This window comes from Candidatus Babeliales bacterium, assembly GCA_035455925.1.
GTDB lineage: Bacteria > Babelota > Babeliae > Babelales > Vermiphilaceae > SOIL31.
Genome location: DATIEE010000028.1, coordinates 121367 through 141354, shown reverse-complemented (window position 1 = coordinate 141354; position 19988 = coordinate 121367). Strand labels below are relative to the sequence as shown.

General features: G+C 33.2%; 16 protein-coding genes. 8 read left to right on the top strand and 8 right to left on the bottom strand.

Annotation, left to right across the window (positions count from 1 at the left end):
• The 6 genes from VLB80_04360 to VLB80_04335 all read left to right on the top strand — a co-directional run.
• On the top strand, window positions 1-466 hold a 466-nt coding region (locus VLB80_04360), incomplete at its 5' end, for a hypothetical protein (protein ID HSC25417.1).
• A 130-nt stretch (window positions 467-596) separates the two neighbouring features.
• Entirely contained in the window at window positions 597-2405 is a 1809-nt protein-coding gene (locus VLB80_04355) for a hypothetical protein (protein ID HSC25416.1), read from the top strand.
• A gap of 6 nt (window positions 2406-2411) precedes the next feature.
• Window positions 2412-4244: a hypothetical protein gene (locus VLB80_04350; protein HSC25415.1), complete on the top strand. Its 1833-nt coding sequence runs from the start codon at window positions 2412-2414 to the stop codon at window positions 4242-4244.
• A 58-nt stretch (window positions 4245-4302) separates the two neighbouring features.
• Window positions 4303-5430: an ankyrin repeat domain-containing protein gene (locus VLB80_04345; GenBank protein ID HSC25414.1), complete on the top strand. Its 1128-nt coding sequence runs from the start codon at window positions 4303-4305 to the stop codon at window positions 5428-5430.
• Window positions 5431-5600: 170 nt separating this feature from the next.
• A complete protein-coding gene (locus VLB80_04340) occupies window positions 5601-6677 on the top strand; it encodes an ankyrin repeat domain-containing protein (GenBank protein HSC25413.1) in 1077 nt (358 codons plus the stop codon).
• Window positions 6678-7111: 434 nt separating this feature from the next.
• Complete coding sequence (locus VLB80_04335) at window positions 7112-8668, top strand: hypothetical protein (protein HSC25412.1); 1557 nt, start codon at window positions 7112-7114, stop codon at window positions 8666-8668.
• Here VLB80_04335 and acpP read toward each other — a convergent pair whose 3' ends face one another.
• From acpP to gyrA, 8 genes are all read right to left on the bottom strand, one after another.
• Complete coding sequence (acpP, locus tag VLB80_04330) at window positions 8669-8920, bottom strand: acyl carrier protein (protein ID HSC25411.1); 252 nt, start codon at window positions 8918-8920, stop codon at window positions 8669-8671. It abuts the gene before it with no gap.
• 48 nt (window positions 8921-8968) lie between these two features.
• Complete coding sequence (gene gltX / locus VLB80_04325; GenBank protein HSC25410.1) at window positions 8969-10399, bottom strand: glutamate--tRNA ligase; 1431 nt, start codon at window positions 10397-10399, stop codon at window positions 8969-8971.
• Window positions 10400-10411: 12 nt separating this feature from the next.
• Window positions 10412-11092, bottom strand: coding sequence for a hypothetical protein (locus VLB80_04320; GenBank protein ID HSC25409.1), 681 nt, complete (start codon window positions 11090-11092; stop codon window positions 10412-10414).
• Window positions 11093-11175: 83 nt separating this feature from the next.
• Entirely contained in the window at window positions 11176-12234 is a 1059-nt protein-coding gene (gene plsX / locus VLB80_04315) for a phosphate acyltransferase PlsX (GenBank protein HSC25408.1), read from the bottom strand.
• Window positions 12235-12270: 36 nt separating this feature from the next.
• Window positions 12271-12525, bottom strand: a complete 255-nt coding sequence (gene rpmF, locus VLB80_04310) for a 50S ribosomal protein L32 (GenBank protein HSC25407.1) — start codon at window positions 12523-12525, stop codon at window positions 12271-12273.
• 109 nt (window positions 12526-12634) lie between these two features.
• A complete protein-coding gene (locus tag VLB80_04305; GenBank protein HSC25406.1) occupies window positions 12635-13387 on the bottom strand; it encodes an ankyrin repeat domain-containing protein in 753 nt (250 codons plus the stop codon).
• Between the two features lie 296 nt (window positions 13388-13683).
• Window positions 13684-14859 (bottom strand): DNA-processing protein DprA, encoded by a 1176-nt coding sequence (dprA, locus tag VLB80_04300; protein HSC25405.1) that lies wholly within the window; start codon window positions 14857-14859, stop codon window positions 13684-13686.
• 25 nt (window positions 14860-14884) lie between these two features.
• Complete coding sequence (gene gyrA, locus VLB80_04295; GenBank protein ID HSC25404.1) at window positions 14885-17536, bottom strand: DNA gyrase subunit A; 2652 nt, start codon at window positions 17534-17536, stop codon at window positions 14885-14887.
• Between the two features lie 341 nt (window positions 17537-17877).
• Here gyrA and VLB80_04290 point away from each other — a divergent pair, with 341 nt between their 5' ends.
• Together VLB80_04290 and VLB80_04285 are read left to right on the top strand one after the other, a co-directional pair.
• Window positions 17878-18879, top strand: a complete 1002-nt coding sequence (locus VLB80_04290; GenBank protein ID HSC25403.1) for a hypothetical protein — start codon at window positions 17878-17880, stop codon at window positions 18877-18879.
• A 118-nt stretch (window positions 18880-18997) separates the two neighbouring features.
• On the top strand, window positions 18998-19810 hold the full coding sequence (locus tag VLB80_04285) for a hypothetical protein (protein ID HSC25402.1): 813 nt from the start codon (window positions 18998-19000) through the stop codon (window positions 19808-19810).
• The last annotated feature ends 178 nt before the right edge of the window (window positions 19811-19988 follow it).

Here is a 19988-nt window from a genome sequence, read left to right as displayed (position 1 = left end):
ACCTGTTCCCTTGTCTGGTACCGAAAGTCTTGCAACAATTCATCAAGGAACTAATATAGCTAAGGCTGGAAGTACGCCTGAAACCGTTGCCACAACAAATATAGGTATTGATAATGCACAATTTGCACAAATAAGTAATACTACCCCTTCTACTGTTATCAATGATAGCCCTACCGCATCAACTGCTCAAATTAGAACATCCATTCAACCAGTCTTTATTACTGTAGATGACCTTGATTTAAAAGGTGCAGAAATACGCGGATCGTCCAATAAACTATTTACTCATTTTAGTTACACATGGGTAGATCGCGAAGATTGGATACCATATTTAGGTATTGGATTTGATGTGGAAATTGGCAATACTGGTCACAATGATGAAAGCGATAGTAGTTCATGTGATAACGGTATAAGTTGTGCACTATCTAAATGGGCAATTCTTGTTAAAGGTGGCGTATCATTTGATTAAAAAATTTTCATTATCTTATTACAAGGGCTGAGTATCGACTCAGCCTTTGTTTGCGATCATTGCCTTTCTTAAGCAAAACTGCTAATGCTGATACTGTATCTTGCTGAGCGCTTTAAAAAAAGGAAATACCATGAAAACAAAATATTTTTCCCACATCATGATTTTTTGCATACCTTTCACCATCGCTTATGCAGAACAAAATGTTGCAACTTCTTTTAATACGCGCTCAATTTCTCGTAATGCTGCACGAGACCTTGCTGGATGGACAAACTATATTAATAAGGACAGTTCTTCTGAAATAGTTTATGGGGCATTAAGCGTAACGCCAGAGTATAATCATACATTTAATCATACTGCTATAACACGAACATTATTTGGGAGTAATTTGATTGGTAACAAACACAAACAACATCTAACAATTTCTGGTTCTCAAGTAAACAATCGTGGGCCACAAGATTTATTAGCAGATTACTTCTATTTACCATCTGATTTTGAAAGTACCATACAATTTAAACCAGTTATTGATAATGTTATTATTGATTTTGGTTTTTATCTTGGCCTTGATGCATGGAGAAAAGGAGTTTATTTTTGGCTTCATGCACCTTTTGCACACACACGCTGGGACATCAATATCAATGAAAAAAGAAGTAACCCTGGTATTAATAATGCAGCACAAGGCTATCTCACGCCAGACATTCTTTTGCGCAATCAATTATTAGATAGTTTTACTGATTTTGTTAATGGTAAATCTATACAAAATACAGAAAATATATCCTTTCAAGAACTTAAATTTGGAAAAATGAGTAATGATCGTCTTATTAAATCGCGTTTAGCAGAAATTCGCACAGGATTTGGATGGAATTTTTTTACTGAAACTATGTATCATGGTGGATTTAATATACAGCTTGCTGCACCCACTGGTTTGCGTCCAGACGCAGAATTCTTATTTGAACCACTCGTTGGTAATGGCCATTTCTGGGAACTTGGTTTTGGCGCAAACGGACATTATACATTTTGGCACAATCAAAATGAAACTCACTATTGCTCATTTTATATTGATGCAAATATTACGCATCTTTTTAGGACACGCCAAGCACGTTCATTTGATCTAACACGAGCTGGAACATTAAGCAGATACATGCTCGCTATGACGATGACATCTCCAGCAATAGATTTACAGGGCACTAATGGAATAATTCCATCAGCACAATTTAATAATGATTTTCTTCCTGTTGCTAATATTACTACACTTGATGTTGAAGTGAGCGTTGCGTTACAAGCTGATATTGTTTTAATGTTTAACACAACCAAAAACAATATCAGTTTTGATTTTGGATACAATTATTGGGGACGTTCATCTGATATTATCACCTTACGACAAAACGAATCATTCGATGAAAAAACATTCACCATCAAAGGCGATGCTCATGTTTTTGGATTTATCCCAAACTCAACAACATCAGTAGCTCTTTCTGCAACTCAAGATAACGCTACAATTCATGCTGGCAAAAATTTGCCTGCAATCGGAAGTACTAATCAAACGGTTATAACCATGGCAGCAAAGAATCCAACTATTGATTTTCCTCAAGCAGCAATGAATAACCCTACAATCGGAGCTGCTACTAATTTGTTGTATGCACAAAACCTTCCGCTTGATTCTAATAATTTTATAAATACATCGGTGCCTCCTGTATTTATTACACGTAATGATCTTAATTTTAATGGTGCACAAACAAATGGTTCATCAAGCAAGCTCTTTACGCACTTATCATATACGTGGAATGATAAAACAGAATGGCAACCATATCTTGGTATCGGGGGCGAAGTTGAATGGGGACATCATACCAAACAAAATTGTACACCATGCGATTCTCATTTAGCCCAATGTAGCGCTTCACAATGGGGGATATGGATCAAAACTGGTGCAACTTTTAATTAATACATTATGAAAAAAAAAATTATACCATTACTGATGTTTTGTGCATCACTTTATGGACAAAATACACAAGTTATTACATTAATTTCCCCACGATCACAAGGATTTAATACTCCTCGTATAGTATCAGGGTGGGATTTAGTTACTCATTGCCCAACGCAAGAATCAACATATAGCACGTACGGATTTGTGGTAGAAACAACATCATCATTTCGCCCAGAACGAATTAATCAATGTTTATTTGGACAAGATATTGTCAGGCGCGACAAAAATGATACTGAATGGAAAGATTTTATTATAATATCTGGTAGTCAAACAGAAAAACGTATACCTACAAAAGATTGGCTTGCAGATTATTTTGGTTTACCAACCGATTTCAAAAGTAGTGTACGCTTTCGTCCACGCGTTAACAATGTAATTGTGGAAGCGCAGTCTTTTTTTGGTTTTAATGCTATCAAAAAAGGATTATATGTCGAATTTTTCTTACCAATTGTGTATACCAATTGGGATCTTAATAGCAAAGAAACGATAATCAATATTGGTGTAAATGGATATGATCCAGGATATTTTAATCCTGATGGCGTTAGCCGAGCAGAACTTGTACCACAATTTAGCCAATACATTGCTGGATTTTCTTTACCAAAAATAAATGGTCTTACATTTCAACCACTCACTCATGGCAAAATATCACTTCATTCACAACGTGCTGTGCATTGTGCTGAATTACGTACAAATCTTGGTTATGATCATTTTATACATAATGCACATCATGTTGGATTAAAAACGCAATTTGCTCTGCCGCTCGGTAATCGGCCTAATGGACAATATCTTTTTGAGCCTATTGTAGGTAATCAACATCATATTGAATTAGGAATTGGAGCAACCGCACATGCTGTTGCATGGGAAAATATAAAAACTGATGAAAAAGTTGATTTTTTTCTTGATATAACTGCCAATCATCTTTTTAAATCGAAACAACGACGTGCTTTTGATTTAAAAGGAAAACCAAATAGTCGTTATATGCTTGCGCAAAAAATGAGTCCTGTAATTAAGAACAACTTAATGGGTAATGGAATGACGCCCACAGCACAATTTGATAATGAAGTTAGTACTATCGTTAATATAACAACTTTGGACGTTATTGTAGAAATCAATGTGCAAGCAGATATTACATTAAGCTGTTCATATACAAAAAAAAATAACTACTGGACCTTTGGTTATAATGCATGGAAACGCGGATGCGAAAAAATATCATTATGCAATAACACTAATTTTCCAGAAAATAGTTGGGCTATAAAAGGTGATGCGCAGGTTTACGGCTTTATTGGACAACAAATCAATCCAACAGATATACCCATCGGTACCGCAATAGCTTTATCTGCAACAGAATCAGTTGCAACGATTAATTACGGTACTAATATATCAAAACAGGGAGTTAGCAATGACCCTCTACAACGAAAAATTCAAATACAAACTGCGCAAAAGAATCCAAAAATTGATTTTCCACAGCCTGCATTTGCGGGGAATAATCAATATCTTATTGCATCGCCAAATAATACGTCGATTGATAATCAGATAAATACATCAATACAGCCGCTATTTATAAGTTTGATGGATATTGACATTAATAGTGCTGCCACGAGTGGTTTTTCGCACAAAATGTTCACTCATTTTAATCATACTATTACTACATTTGGCCGTTCTCAAGCTTATATTGGACTTGGATCTGAAATTGAATTTGGGCGACAAGCAGGACCGCCTCCAGCAATTGGTGATGATAAATGTATTAACTGTGCACTTTCATGTTGGGGAATATGGCTAAAAGGTGGAGTGTCTTGGTAAATTAATTTACCATTATTATCTATAACTTATGATTGATTAACAATGTCACTACAATAATATGATTAAAATTAATATAATTAAACAGAAAAAAATATCTTTGTTACTTATATTTTTTGCTTTGTTTCAATGTTTAACAAATATTATTGCACAAGATTTAAATGCATGGAAAACGAATTGGCCAACAAATTTTGAACTTATTTATTCATCAATCAAGCAGCCAGATGATTCGATTCTGGATGAAAATAGAACACAGTTTAATATTACGAATGATCTGTTAAATATCTTCCCTTGTCTTCAGCTTATTACAATAGAAAAAACCGGAAATCGGCCGGGGGTATGTTACCATTTTGCAATGAGAGAAACATTGGGATTATCAAAAGAACAATTTAAACATATAGAGCGTTATATTTACGGTATGCAAGATTGGGTTACCATAATTGGTATGCCATATAATTTCTTTAATCAAACAAAAAAACCTATTCCTGGTGGCCTTGCAACCTATACACGTAATGATAATATTTTTTATATAAGACATTTTGGTGTAATTGTAGGAAAGAATCAAATTAAATCAAAAATAGGCACATCAGATTATACTTTTCAACATGAATATTGGGATGTTCCAATAAAATACGGCAATAACATATGTTTTTGGCAACTACAAGAGATCTACCGTACCACCGAGGGAAAGATATTACTTTTTGATCGCATTATGTCCATTATACAACGTTCTTCATTGCCACAAATAATAAAAGACTATCAAAAGTTCCTATTTGCTTTAATAGATAGAAAAATTAACGTAAGCAAAGATGATGATTTAAAGGACAACAATCAAAGTGTTTATTATTTGTTAAAAAGCTGTATGGGAATACAAATTAATTTTTGTTATGCCAATGGTATAACACCACTTATATGCGCTATATATAACAAACAAAAATATTTTATTGAACTACTTCTTGAACATAATGCGGATGTAAACATACCAGATATTAATGGCAATACACCATTAATGTATGCTGTACATAGTAAAAAAAAAGATATTATTATACTATTACTCAAATATAATCCGCTTATAAATACCAAAAATCAATATAATGAAACTGCCCTTAAATTAGCTCATTACGGTAGTGATATCATGATAATGCTATTAAATCACGGAGCAGATATTGCAGATATATACGATTGGTAAAAATTAGGTTAACGATATATTTCCTAACAATAATAATTCTTTATATATGTTTTAATAATCAATCAAGAGAATTGATTTAATACAATATTTTATATAAAATATCTAGTAGTCTACTTATAATAACTAATAGTTTTTTATCAAAAAAATTAACATTTCTTGTCAAGCCTAATATGAATAAAAAAATATTTTTTGCTGTGCTATTTTGTATTCTGCATCAATTTTCAATACATGTTACTGCACAAGAGATAAATGTATGGCCAAGGGACTTTAAATTTTCCCATCCACCAATTAAACAACCAATCGATGCATCATTAGATGAAATAAGAAAAAAAATTAACAGTTTCACTATAAGTGGTATATCTTCAGATTGCCTTAAAATAGAAGAGGTAGCACCGAGAAATAGATTAGGTGTATGTTACCATTATGCTATGAGAAAGGTTTTAAATTTATCATATGATCAATTTAAAAAAGTAGAGCAACGGATTATCGGCGTGCAAGATTGGGTTACTGTCCTTAAGATGCCGTATGAATTTTTTAATCAAGTAGAAAAACCTTCTATTGATAATCTAGTTACTTATACATTTGCTGATGATGATTTTAACATACGACACTTTGGTATAATTATGGATAATAATAAAGTCATATCCAAAATTGGTATTAGTCCTTATGTATATAGACACCGATATTGGTATATTCCTCATACTTATGGGAATAATATACGTTTTTGGAAGCTACAAGATAGATATAATACTCCTGAAGGAAAATTATTACTTTTTGAAACTTTAATGTCAAAAATAAATAAGTCTACATTGGCGACATCGTTAAAATATTATCAAGATAAAGTTCTTCAACTGATAAATGTCGAAAATGAGGTAAAAGAAGAAAATAAAAACGAACTAGATACTGTAGATGCCTACTTACGAAGAATAATGGGGCTACAAGTTAATTTTATATATTCTCATAAAAATATGACGTTACTTATGTATGCTATACAAAAAAAACAAAATGATTTTATTACATTGTTTCTTGATTATGGCGCAGATATAAATATGTTTGATGAGAATGGTTATACTCCATTAATGTATGCAGTAGAGAGTCGAAAAAAGGGTATTGTTAAACTATTGCTTAGATATAATCCGCTTGCTATAAATGTTCAAAATAAAAATGGATATACCGCGCTAAGTTTAGTTAACTCAGACGATGTTGCCATTGCAAAAATTCTACTTGAAAAAGGCGCAACATTGTAGACATACATAATTAGAAAAACTTTATTAGTAAAATTGAAGAGAAGGATATAAGTAATATTTACCTCCATATTCTTCTTCATTTCAAGATATACTATTGTCGGCTAGTGAAGAGGCAATACTTACATCGCTTAGCACATATGAGAATTATAATTTAGAAAAATACGAAGAAGCGTATGTCAATTTCTTTTTAGAAGCAATAAAACATAATAAACATAAAATAATAAAAGAATGTATTAAATTAAATTCTCTTCTAACAATAAAAACTTATTTTTACTTGATGAAATATTATAATGTGTTATATGTATTATTTTTTCTCACATTATCTTTACTATACAATATCGCCTAATCATAGCTGATTCACATCTTCAAAAACAAAAATTTATTGTATTTACCATCAAATCCCTTTTAGAGTGATAACAACATAAGGAGTTATCATGATAAAAAAAAATGTAATAAGCATACTAGCAATAGCATCATTAACACCATTATTTCTTTATTCATCAGAAGAATTACGGGGCATTTCAAACTTTAGTCCACGATCACAAGATATTAATGCTGCACGTGATATTGCCGGATGGCATCCTTATATTCATCGTTATGATGCAGAAAAAAATTATTCAGTACTTGGATTTACCCCGATGTATAATGAATCACTTAGGCCCGAACGAATCGCTTTAGCACTTTTTAATTCAGATACATTCTCCCTTTCAGGAAGCGATATCCCGGGACGCATGAACACACAAGAATTACTCTCTGATTATTTTGGATTATCACCTGCCTTTGCAAGTAACACATTTTTTAAACCACTTATTCGTAATCTTGAATTAGATATGGCTTTATATATTGGCCTAGATACATGGGTAAAAGGGATGTATGTACAATTTCGTGGACCAGGAGTATGGACGCAATGGGACCTAAAATTAACTGAAAGCAATCTAGAGGAAGGAACAACAACGCCTTTTCCTGCAGGATATATGGCTGAAAACACAGTATTTGCACCGTATGATTCTTTTACGCAAGCAATGAAAGGATTATATCCATTTGGTGAAGTTGAAAAACTTAAATACGGAAAAATATGTGGTGCACAAACATTAAGTGGACTTGCTGCTTTAGAAATGGTTTTTGGATATGATTTTATACGCAGAGAAACATCACATGTTGGATTTAATTTTCGTGCATCTGCGCCAACAGGATCACGACCAAAAGGTGAATTTTTTTTTGAACCGCGTGTTGGTTGCGGTAAACATTGGCAAATAGGAGTTGGTTTTACTGGTCATACAAGATTATGGGAAAAAGACGGAGAACAGGAACTCGGCATGTATGTTGATGTAAATTTCACGAACATGCTTAAAGCGCGGCAACGTCGTTCATTTGATTTCACTAAAAATGGATTTTTTAGTCGTTATATTTTAATAAAAGAATTCGATCAAAATGGAATTTTTATTGAAAAAATGTTGCCAGCTATTAATATTACAACACTTGAATGTAATGTGCATGTCAGCATACAGGTAGATATGGTATTTATGTTCGGATATACATATAACAATTTTGTTTTTGATATTGGCTATAATGGATGGATTAGAAGTAAAGAAAAAATATCACTTCGTGAATGCATAACACCTAATAAATATGGACTTAAAGGAATTCAATATGCAGTTGATCCAATTACTCAGCAACCGAACAATACAACAGAAAGTCTTGCAACTATTTTTGAAACACAACCGATTATTTCTGATGGACTTTTTCCCGTATTTCTTTCAACAAAAGACATTAATGTAAAATCCGCTGCATCACCGCTTATTCTAACACAAAAAGTTTTTTGGCATCTAGCTTATTCATGGCCAGAATGCAGAGATTATAATGCAGAACCTTTTTTTGGTATTGGCGCAGAAATTGAATTTGAAGGTATAAATTCAAGAAACGCCTACCAACCAACCAACACTACTATGGGACAAGCAAGTCTATGGTTTAAGGGAGGCGTTTCATTTTAACTATTTTACACTGCGTAATGCATGAACGTAATTAATAACATCTTGAACGTTATGTAATTTTTCTGCAGCTTCATCATTAATTTCAATACCAAACTCTTCTTCGATCTTCATAATAATATCAACCATATCAAGTGAATCAGCACCAAGATCCTGCAAGGTTGATTGTGCATTTATTGATGCTGCATCAATATGCAATTTTTCGGCAATAATAGAGATAATTTTATTGGTAGTTTCTTTTATTTCAATTGTCATTCATTAATCCTGTTTTTTTCATATTTTATAATCTTAATCGTTTTACATTTAATTCATATTACTTATACTAGTGCGCAGTAGCTTAAGACCAGTAATAGTTTTGGCTTTGCCTATAATAGATAAAAGATCAAAAACACCAGGTCCTGATGTTTTTCCTAATAATGCAAGGCGAATGGGCTGCAATAACGTTACTAATTTAACATTTAGCGCTGCTGCTAACTCTTTTATAAGAACTTCACAGCTAGCATGAGTAAAAAATTCTTGTTGCTCAAAAAGTTTTATAAGTGCATCAAGATGATATTTTGTATCAGGCGTAATCCATTTTTTCATATCATCAGCATTATGTTCATTCGTTCCATTATGCACTAAGAGTATTTCTTCAACAAGCATTTTCAAGGTTCTTACACGTTCTCTATACATTACAATAACTTGTTTAATTGTATCAACATCCCAACTACAACGAGAAAGAAAATTATGATCGACATCACGGACAATTGCGTCAATAATTTCTTCTGGTGTCATAGATTTAAGGTATACACTATTAACCCAAGCTAATTTTTCGAAATCAAATATTGCACCTTTTTTGCCAATAGTATCTAAAGAAAAATGCTCAATTAGATCTGATAATGAAAAAATTTCTTGATCACCATGTGACCATCCCAAACGTACCAAATAATTTAATAATGCATGCGGAATATAGCCATCACGTCGATATTCAACAACTGATGTTGCTCCATCACGTTTACTTAATTTATCACCGCTTGGTCCAAGAATAAGCGGCAAATGGCCAAATTGAGGAAGAGGATAACCACATGCTTCATTTAATAAAATTTGTTTTGGTGTATTAACTATATGCTCTTCGCCGCGAATAATATGAGTAATTCTCATAAATGCATCATCAACTACAACTACAAAATTATACATTGGAAAGCCACCAGATCGTAGAATAATAAAATCATCTAATTGATCAAGGCTGATTGTTATTTTTCCCTTAATTAAATCATTAAAAGAAACTTCTGTTCGATCAGTGGGAAGCTTAAAGCGCACGACATGTTGTCGTGTTTCATCATCCTTTTGCACAACACGATCACGACAATAACCATCATAAGTTAAAAAGAAATCATTGATTATTTCTTTTTGACAACGAGCTACAAGATCTTCTGGTGAACAAAAACAACGATATGCTTTATGTTCATCAATTAGCTGTTGTGCAACATTACGATGCTCTTCTATGCGTTCACTTTGCGTTACAATTTCTTCATCATGCTCTAACTGTGTCCAGGCAAATGAATGCAAAATTGAGTCACGATATTCCTGCGTTGATCGTTCCACGTCGGTATCTTCTATGCGAAGTAAAAACGCGCCACCATGATGACGCGCAAAAAGCCAATTAAATAATGCCGTTCGTAAGCCACCTATATGTAAATGTCCCGTTGGTGATGGCGCAAAACGGACACGAACTGTTTTATTAATACTCATCTATTTCTTCCACTAAACAATTATTAATGCAAGATACTCTTGTACCTTATGTGCCCATGGAGATGGTGCAATTTTTTCATCACGCTGTTCATCAACAAGCTTTTGCCATACTTCACGAGCTAAACTAATTTGATCATTTGACCAATAATAACGACCTAAATAATATTGTGCACTGTCGCGATATGGATTATTATCATTAAATGCTAAATTTTTTAATGCTTCTAGTCCCATGTTTTGTATGTCTATCTGCTCATCATCAAGCTGTATAAGCGCACGCTCTGTCTCATATAATGCAATAATCGGCGATCCTTCCATATGCGTAATCATATCATTAAGAGTCACAATCGCCTCATTTCTTTTATCTTGATTTAATAAAAGAATTACTTTATAGCCAAGATAATACGGTAAAAGTGATGAATGAGAATGGTTTTTAAACTGCTCTTCAAATTTTTCTAGTAACTTTGACCATTGAGGATCTTTTTCACGTGATATTGTGTCATATTCTATCATTAAATCGCCAAAATCATACTGAGCGGAGCGTTCTTTTTTTTGTATCCATAATTTATGCCCAAAAAATGACAACATTATAACAGCTAAAACGATAATACATAAAGCGATATATTTGCCTTGTGATCGAAAAAAAGTGATGAATGTAGTAAATAATGTTGTACTTTTTATTTTTTGAATAGCCATATTGCATAACTCCATTAAAAAACAATATTAAAGATATAACAAGTTACTGTAATCTATCATATCTATATAAAAAAATGAAGACGCTAAAATTGTGCTTGATGATGAATTGGTAATGGCTCTTGAGCAATATTCGCTGTTGTTTCATTCTTTTTTAACAATGCCTTAAGTGTTTCATTAAATGTTGGTACAATATTTTGATCAATCATTTTTTGTGCAAAAAAAATTGCCTCCATTATTGCTCGTTTTTTTGAAGAACCATGAGCAATTACTACCGCTCCATTAACACCTAATAAAGGAGCCCCGCCAGTGCGCGCATAATCTATTTTATCTTTAATACGACGTAGTACGGGATATGCAATTCTGAATAATATTTTCAAAAAAAATGATTGCGTTGTTTCCTGCCTCATCCAATCCATTACCGCAGCTGCAGTTCCTTGAATACTTTTAAGCAATATATTTCCCGTAAATCCATCAGTTATTACGACATCTGCTCGGCCAGAAAAAATATCACGTGCTTCAATATTGCCAATAAATTCAAGATCTGTATGCAACATTAAATCAAAAGTGTTTTTAACAAGTACAGATCCTTTATATGATTCATGTCCATTAGAAAGTAGTGCAATTCGAGGTTGTGCAATATGCTTAGTAAGCCGTACATATGCATATCCCATATAGGCAAACTGAACTAAATGCTCAGGCTTACAGTCAGAATTAGCCCCTAAATCTAAACAGAATAATGACCCATGCGTAGTTGGCAAAAAGCTACCAATTGCAGGGCGAATAACTCCAGGTACACGACCAATAATTACTGTTGCCGCCGCCATTACTGCTCCGGAATTGCCTGCAGAAACAAATGCATGAGCTTTGCCAGCATGTACAGCTTGTAACGCACGAACAATGGATGAATCTTTTTTACGTAAAATACCACGGATTGGATCTTCATCCATATCAATCACTTCAGAGCAATGAACAAGTTCAATGGGCAAGGATCGCCATCGAGGGCAATAGTGTGCTAACAATGGCATTATTTTATCTTGATTACCAAATAAAATGAGAGAAACTCCCTGTTGCGCTGCAGCCAATGCGCCTTGAACAGCTTCTTGTGGAGCATAATCGCCCCCCATTACATCAACCGCAATCATGAAAAAGCTCCCTATGATAATACAATGTTAATTTACTTAAGCTTGTGACTCATCAAATGATTTTTTTACTGGCGTTTTAGCAGTTTTTAAAGCAATACGTTTAATCTTTCTATCTGCTTTAGTAACTAACACCTTAACACCTTTGTAAAAACCACAGTTTTTACAAGCAGTATGAGGAACTATTGGGTCTTTGCAATTAAGGCAACCGGTAATTGCTTTAACTTTGATACCTTTATTTGCAAAGCGCGAATCACGACGGGCTCTGGAACGTTTTCGTTTTGGTACTGGCATAATATCATCCTAAAAAAGCTTAAAAAGTATACAATTACTGTTTATAATCAACATAAGAAATATTCATTATTATACGGTATTTCTTTTAATAACGCAAAATGAAATAGACCTAAATAAAGAAATTGTTATTTCTAGGACTTCCAATGGCCATTCTGCGATCAATAGTTAGGGGCATATAATAATTCATAATAACATTTGCAACATCCTTAATGAGCCCCACTTTTTGCAAGCCTGCGTATATTTCTGCATCAGAACAATGCGGGGTATGAGATAAAAATATATGATGAATCTTTTTTTGACGATTAGCGTTATCTATTTCATTTTTTGAGAAATATAATTTATATTGCCTTTCAGCGATATCTATCGGCCGTTCATAGTGAGCATTCCTGACATGTATATTAGCACCACTTTTGACACACCATTTAATAAACTCGTTTAATGGTTCATTGTTTCCGTTAGGATCTATTTTATCCAAAGGAAAATACTGTGTCTTGCCTTGCAACTGACTATTTAGGTACGATTGCTTTTGTTGTGGAGTATAATCTTTGATTAAATTCTCACAATCAGTAATATTTGGATAGTCATTATACAAACTGCCTTTTCTATTTAACCATTCTTTAGTATCACTACTTATATAAATAAAAGGATGTGTAAGTAATAGTTTGATTATTTCAAAATTCTCTCTTACTATAGCTAAATACAAAGAGCCCCATCCATCCTCATCTATTATATTAGGGTCAACTTTTGGATGCGCAAGTAATAGTTTTATTGTTTCAAAATTCTCTCTTACTACAGCTAAATAGAAAGGAGTCCATCCATAATCATTTACTATATTAGGGTCTAGTCTTGAATCTGCAAGCAGTGCTTTTATTTTTTTGAAGATCGTTAGATAGTACAGCTAAATACAAAGGAGTCCACCCACATTTATTTTTTTGATTTGGGCCTAATATATAATCTTTTACAAGTTCTATAGCATAATCGACTACATAATAGAACACCATGGAACATGTAATTGAATAAACTAGACACCTAGCTATTAATGCCACAAATGTGCGGTCCCTGTTGATCCCTGATTTGGTATCTTGAGTAAAAAATAATAATAAAACACAAAAAAAAATATTTCTATGATACATCTTTTGAATCCCAATACATTGCTTGTTAGGACAACACAGACCACATACCGGTAAAATCTTGCGCTACAATGCCATCAAGCTGTAAATTGAACAACTCTGATTGAATAATCTCAGGACTCAGCTGTGTAACAGCTATGATCATATCAAAAGAAGATGGTTGCTTACAGGCAGCAATAATTTTTTGCTGTTCACTCGTATACAGTGAACTTTCAATGCTATCGATTTTTTTTGGCGACACTACAGTGGCGACTGACTCAAAAGTCAATTGCAAAGCCTTTTCTTGTGTTACTTGCTTATCTGGTAAAATAATACGATCGCCAAATTCTTGTAAAATATCTGCACTTGTAATAACAAGCTTTGCACCATTTTGAATTAACATATTGCAACCTACACTCAGCTCATCATCAATAGGGCCTGGTATAGCAAAAACCTCTCTACCTTGTTCCATTGCATAATGTGCTGAAATTAATGCACCGCTTTTTTGCGCAGCTTGTACAACCAAGCACCCATGAGATAATCCTGTAACAATACGGTTACGTGCGGGAAAATTACCTGATAATGGTTGCATTTTCAGGGGGAATGAACTAACTATTAAGCCATTATGCTCAATAATAGCTTTAAATAGATTGGTATTGCTAGCGGGGTAATAATGCAATAATCCAGAACCAAATACAGCAATAGTTGCACCACCAGTTTTAATGGCTACTTCATGTGCCATAGTATCAATTCCTAAGGCACCACCGCTAACGATAATATAATTTGCTGCAACCAAATCTGGAATTATGCGATCAACTACTTGCTTGCCATATTTATCTGCTTTTCGAGCTCCAACTACGGATAGCGATTTTTGTGCTACATTAAAAAGAGACTGATTGCCTTGAAAATAGAGAATCGATGGTGGAAGATAAATTTCACGCAATAATTGGGGATATTCAGAATTTTGTATTGATAACCACTGTATGGTATGTTTTGCAATTAAGTGCAATTCATTTTCAAGAATTTTTTTATCTGACAAACCAATCGCAAGCTTTTGTGCAACGCGCTCAGTAAATCCAAAAATATTCATCCAATCAGTCTGTGAAAACAAATAAAGATCTGATGCTGAAACATCAGATCTTTGCATTTCTATGATTTTTTGAATGATGGCAGGACCGATAGTATCTAATAGCGTAAGGTGAAGAATAAATTCTGAATTTATCATACCGTGTTAGTGTTCATATTATAACTTAAAATTCTACTTCTTCATCTTCATTATTATCATCATTTTCATATTCTATATTAAGCTCATTTTCATCATGATTGTCGTTTTCATCTTCTTCTTCATTTTCAGTATATTCATCTTCTTCGCCTTGCTCCTCTTCCTCGTCAACAAAAGGTAGCGAACGTGTTTCAATTATAGTGCCGACATCGCCATTAGAATCGTCTCCTATAGTTTCTTCACCGCCTTCAAACGCAACCACGTTGTGTAATTTTTGACTATCATCAAGCCTAATTAAACGTACACCTTTTGCTTGACGACCCATTGCACGAATATCTTTAGCTGAAAGACGTATAATTTTACCCGCTTGATCAATCAAAAGTATATTTGAATCATCATGAACAATGGTAAGACCAATTACAGAACCATTACGCTTTTCAGTTGGAATAGTACGAACACCCATACCGCCGCGATGAGCAACGCGAAAATCTGCTATGCGAACTTTTTTACCATAGCCATGTTCAGTAGCAAAAAGAATTTCACCGTGATCAGAGAGTACTTCCATGCCAATCACACGATCATTTTTCTTAACACGAATACCCATAACACCACTAGCTTGACGCCCCATTGAGCGTACTTCGGTTTCATTAAAACGAATACCTTGGCCACGAGCCGTTGCTAAAACAATAGTGTCGCTACCACTACTTAACGAGCAAAATATAAGCTCATCACCTTCTCGTAGTGTTATGGCGCGAATACCAGTTGCACGAATTTTAGAAAAATCTGATGCGTCAGTACGCTTAATAATGCCTTCACGCGTAACCATAACCATAAACTTTCCTTCCATATAGCGCGAAGGTAGTAATTTTACTACATGTTCACCATCTTGTAATGGTAATAAATTAACGATTGCACGACCACGAGCGATACGTGATGCCTCAGGAACTTCAAAAGTATTTAAACTATATACACGTCCTAAATTAGTAAAAAAGAGTAGCATATCATGTGCTTTTGCAACGAATACATCCTGCACTATATCGCCTTCCAGTGCAGTTAGGCCCATTTTGCCTTTACCGCCACGGCGCTGCACTCCAAAGACTGTCAATGGAACACGCTTAACATAACCTTTCATGGTAAGCGTTATTACTGCTTCCTCGTCAGGTATTAAATCAGCCTCGGTTAAAATATCAATCGCGCCTTCAATTTTAGTACGGCGTGCATCATTATAGTTGGTTTTAATATCTTCTAATTCTTTGATAATTTCTTGCTTAAGGATAGGTTCATTTTCAAGGATAGATTGAAAGTAAATTATTTTTGTTTTAATCTCTTCCATTTCACTATAAATTTTTTCCTGTTCAAGGCCGGTTAAGCGTTGTAAACGCATTTCCAAAATAGCTTTGCCTTGTTTTTCAGATAGCAAAAATCTTTTGTTAAGCAACGTGGTTGCTTCATGCACGGTGGGTGATTTTTTAATAAGCGCAATAACTTCATCAATACTATTTAAAGCAATAATAAAGCCTGCCAATAAGTGTTCACGTTCTTGCGCTTTATTGAGATCAAATTGAGTGCGACGATAAATAATTTGTTGTCGATGATATAAAAACTCACTCAGTAATTGACGCAATGAAAATACCAATGGTTGATTATCTAAAAGACCCAACATAAGAATAGAAACAGATGTTTGTAAATTAGTATGTTTGTATAGCTGATTAAGCGTAACGCTTGGAATTTCGCCACGCTTAAGGTCAATCACTAAGCGCATACCTTTTTTATCTGACTCATCTTTAATGTTTGAAATGCCATCAATAATTTTATTTTTTACTAAATCAGCAATTTTAATTGTTAAATCTGCTTTATTAACTTGATAAGGCAATTGAGTAATGACAATACTTGTACCCTTATTTGCTTTTTCTTCAAATTCTGCGACGCCACGTAAAATAACGTTACCTCTACCGGTTCTATAGGCTTTTACAATGCCAGCACGTCCACAAATAATTCCACCTGTTGGAAAATCTGGCCCTGGAATATACGTAAATAATTCTTCATCAGTTATGTGTTCATTTTGTATCATAGCCAAAAGGGCGCTAACAACTTCACCTAAATTATGAGGCGGAATTGAAGTTGCCATACCAACAGCGATACCTGCGACACCATTAATAAGAAGATTAGGTAATTTACTTGGCAAAACAATAGGCTCTACCGTTGATTCATCAAAGTTTGGTGTAAATGATACTGTTTCTTTCTCAATATCAGCTAAAATCTCTTGTGCAATACGAGCCATACGAACTTCAGTATAACGCATAGCCGCTGCATTATCTCCATCAACAGATCCCCAGTTACCCTGACCATCAAGCAATGGATATCGCTTTGAAAAATCTTGAATTAAACCAACCATTGATTGATAAACTGCCTGATCTCCATGAGGGTGAAATTTACCAAGCACATCACCAACAACACGTACGGATTTATGATATGGTTTATTATAAAAAAAACCAAGTTGATGCATAGTATATAATATACGGCGATGCACTGGCTTCAATCCATCTCGTATATCGGGAAGCGCTCGACTAACAACAACGGACATTGCGTAATCGAGAAAAGAGTCTTTCAATTCTTTTTCGATCAAAATTGGCTTTATAGGTATATTTTTATTGTTCACGGTTGAAGTGGGACGTTCCATCAAATTAGCCCTTTTCTCGCATCAAAAAACAGTGTCAAAATTACTTAAAATATACAATTAGTATAGCAAGAAACAGCAATTATAACAAGCATAATATATGCTCAACAATGCTTTTACATTATAAATCAAGATAGATGATCAGGGTAAAGTTAAAATGAGTCTATTTTTTATTGTATCGTTAAGAACTTAAAGATTTGGTAACTATATGCAGAACTTATTGCACAGTTTTTTTATTGCAATAAAAGACATATAAAGCTTGAAGATAAAGCATTTTTATGCTATACCTTCAAGTAATAAGTTTAATCTATAAGGAAAAATATCTATAGTTATGGGAAATTTTTATGAATAAAATAATAAATGGTTTATTGTTAATCTTAGTCGTGCAAATTACACATATTCTTTCTATGGAAACATCAGAACACATTATGTCATGTTATGTGCTCATAGAGCCGATAATACAGAAAATAAAATCATCATCGTCTACTCAAAAAAGAAAATCAGTTTGCCCTGTATCTATTGATGATGAAATCAACACATCTGTTCCAAAACATCATACAACGCCAAGTAATAATCCTTATACAAATTCTAATATGGTTCACGATGTTTCTGCTCCCTCTGTTATATATAATCGATCTTACTGTATACGTGATGTTTCAGATAGCGATGAGTGTACTTCAGATATTGACGAAGATGAATTTGAAAAAAGGCAACAAAAAGGCCCAATAAATAATGCGTCACAAGACCATAATTTAAGTGCTTTTAGTGATGTAAAAAATCTTATGGAAGAAGAAGAACGAAGAATATATACGAATAGTATGTTGAACACATTTCAACCTATCATGGATATTGCCCTTACTGCATTAAATATTAAAGGATCTATTGAAAAGCGCACTTTAGAAATCGAGAAAAACAATAGAATGAAAAATTTCTTACGCAATCAATATTATAAGAAACATAAAACGCTTACAAATAAACTAGTTAAGGATTCAACCAATGAGACACGTAAAAAACAGGTTAATTCACATAAGGTGTTAATATTAGAAGAATATACACATAAAGCAGACAAAATTGATCAGTATAATACAACAATAAAAGAAATGATTGCAGAAAAAAAACAAGACATTCAACAATATAAACAGATCTCTGGAAAATTTTACAACATAGCAGATTCTGCTATTTCCCATCATACTAATGATACTACAGAAGAAATTAACAATGCATCTGGTGAATTAAAAAATCTTAATAATACTATTAAAAAAAGAAAATATGAAAAATATATAGCCCAACAGAAAGCTAATCTTGAAAAAAATAATCACAAAAATAAAGAGCCTCGATTTTATTAATGAATGTTTAATATATACAAGCATAATGGCTTTAAAATAAGCTACTAAAAAAAACTTTATTTAAATTCTTTTATAACTTATTTGCAGTAATATGTCTAATTTACACAGGAAATGCTTTATGAATAAAATAATAAATATCTTATCATTGATCTTGATCACACTGTTTTTGCATGTCTCTCCCATGGATAATTCATTAAATACAAGGTATAATCTTAGGGACAGAAAAGACAAAAATAATAAAGATATAAAAAAAAATGAAAAAAGTAAGAAAGCACTGGATGCGCCGAAAAAAGCAGGATATACAGGTTGCCAAACAAATAAAGTTGCTCTGAATCAAAATGACGTATTTCCACTATGTGATAATTCTACAACAACACCTACAACATGCGAGATTAAAGCATCCCAAACACCTGAAATGTCTTTAATAGCAGGTACTATAGTTTTTGCTGAAACTCTTCGAGAATTCATTTCACCACAAGAGCAAACAACACCTGGCCAAGAGTTACCAATACCAATACATCATTTCTTAACTAGAGATTATCTCTTAGATACCATATCTCGACTACAAGGCTCTTTTGCGGTATTGCTTGCAATACAAAAAGAAAAAGATACAGTTAATAAAGAAATAGTGACAAATGCAAATGACAATATCATTGATGAACAAATCGTTGATTATGCAACATGTATTAATAATCTTAGTACTTTATCAAATGATATAGACAAAAATTATAGTGTTGATGATGACCAAGAAATCACTAATACTCTTACAATAGTAGAGAATTATAACGAGACTTTAAAAACAATAATTTATAATAGCTTACCGGTATCAATACCTACAAATAAAAGAAAATATAACCTTACCAATGAAGATGATCAAAGAGGTTTTAAAAAAATAAAATCATTAGATTCTTATTTTTTTTCTAATAGATAAGGAAATATTCGGGCAAAGCGAAAAATTAAACCCTATACGTTGTTAAAACTTGATAGAATTAAAATTATTTATATTTAATTTAGCTTACATATACAGATGTTTTTTTGAACATTATCACATATCAATTCAGAAAATGTTTGAAGACCAATCGGAAATTCTTTCATGTTTATGAATAAAA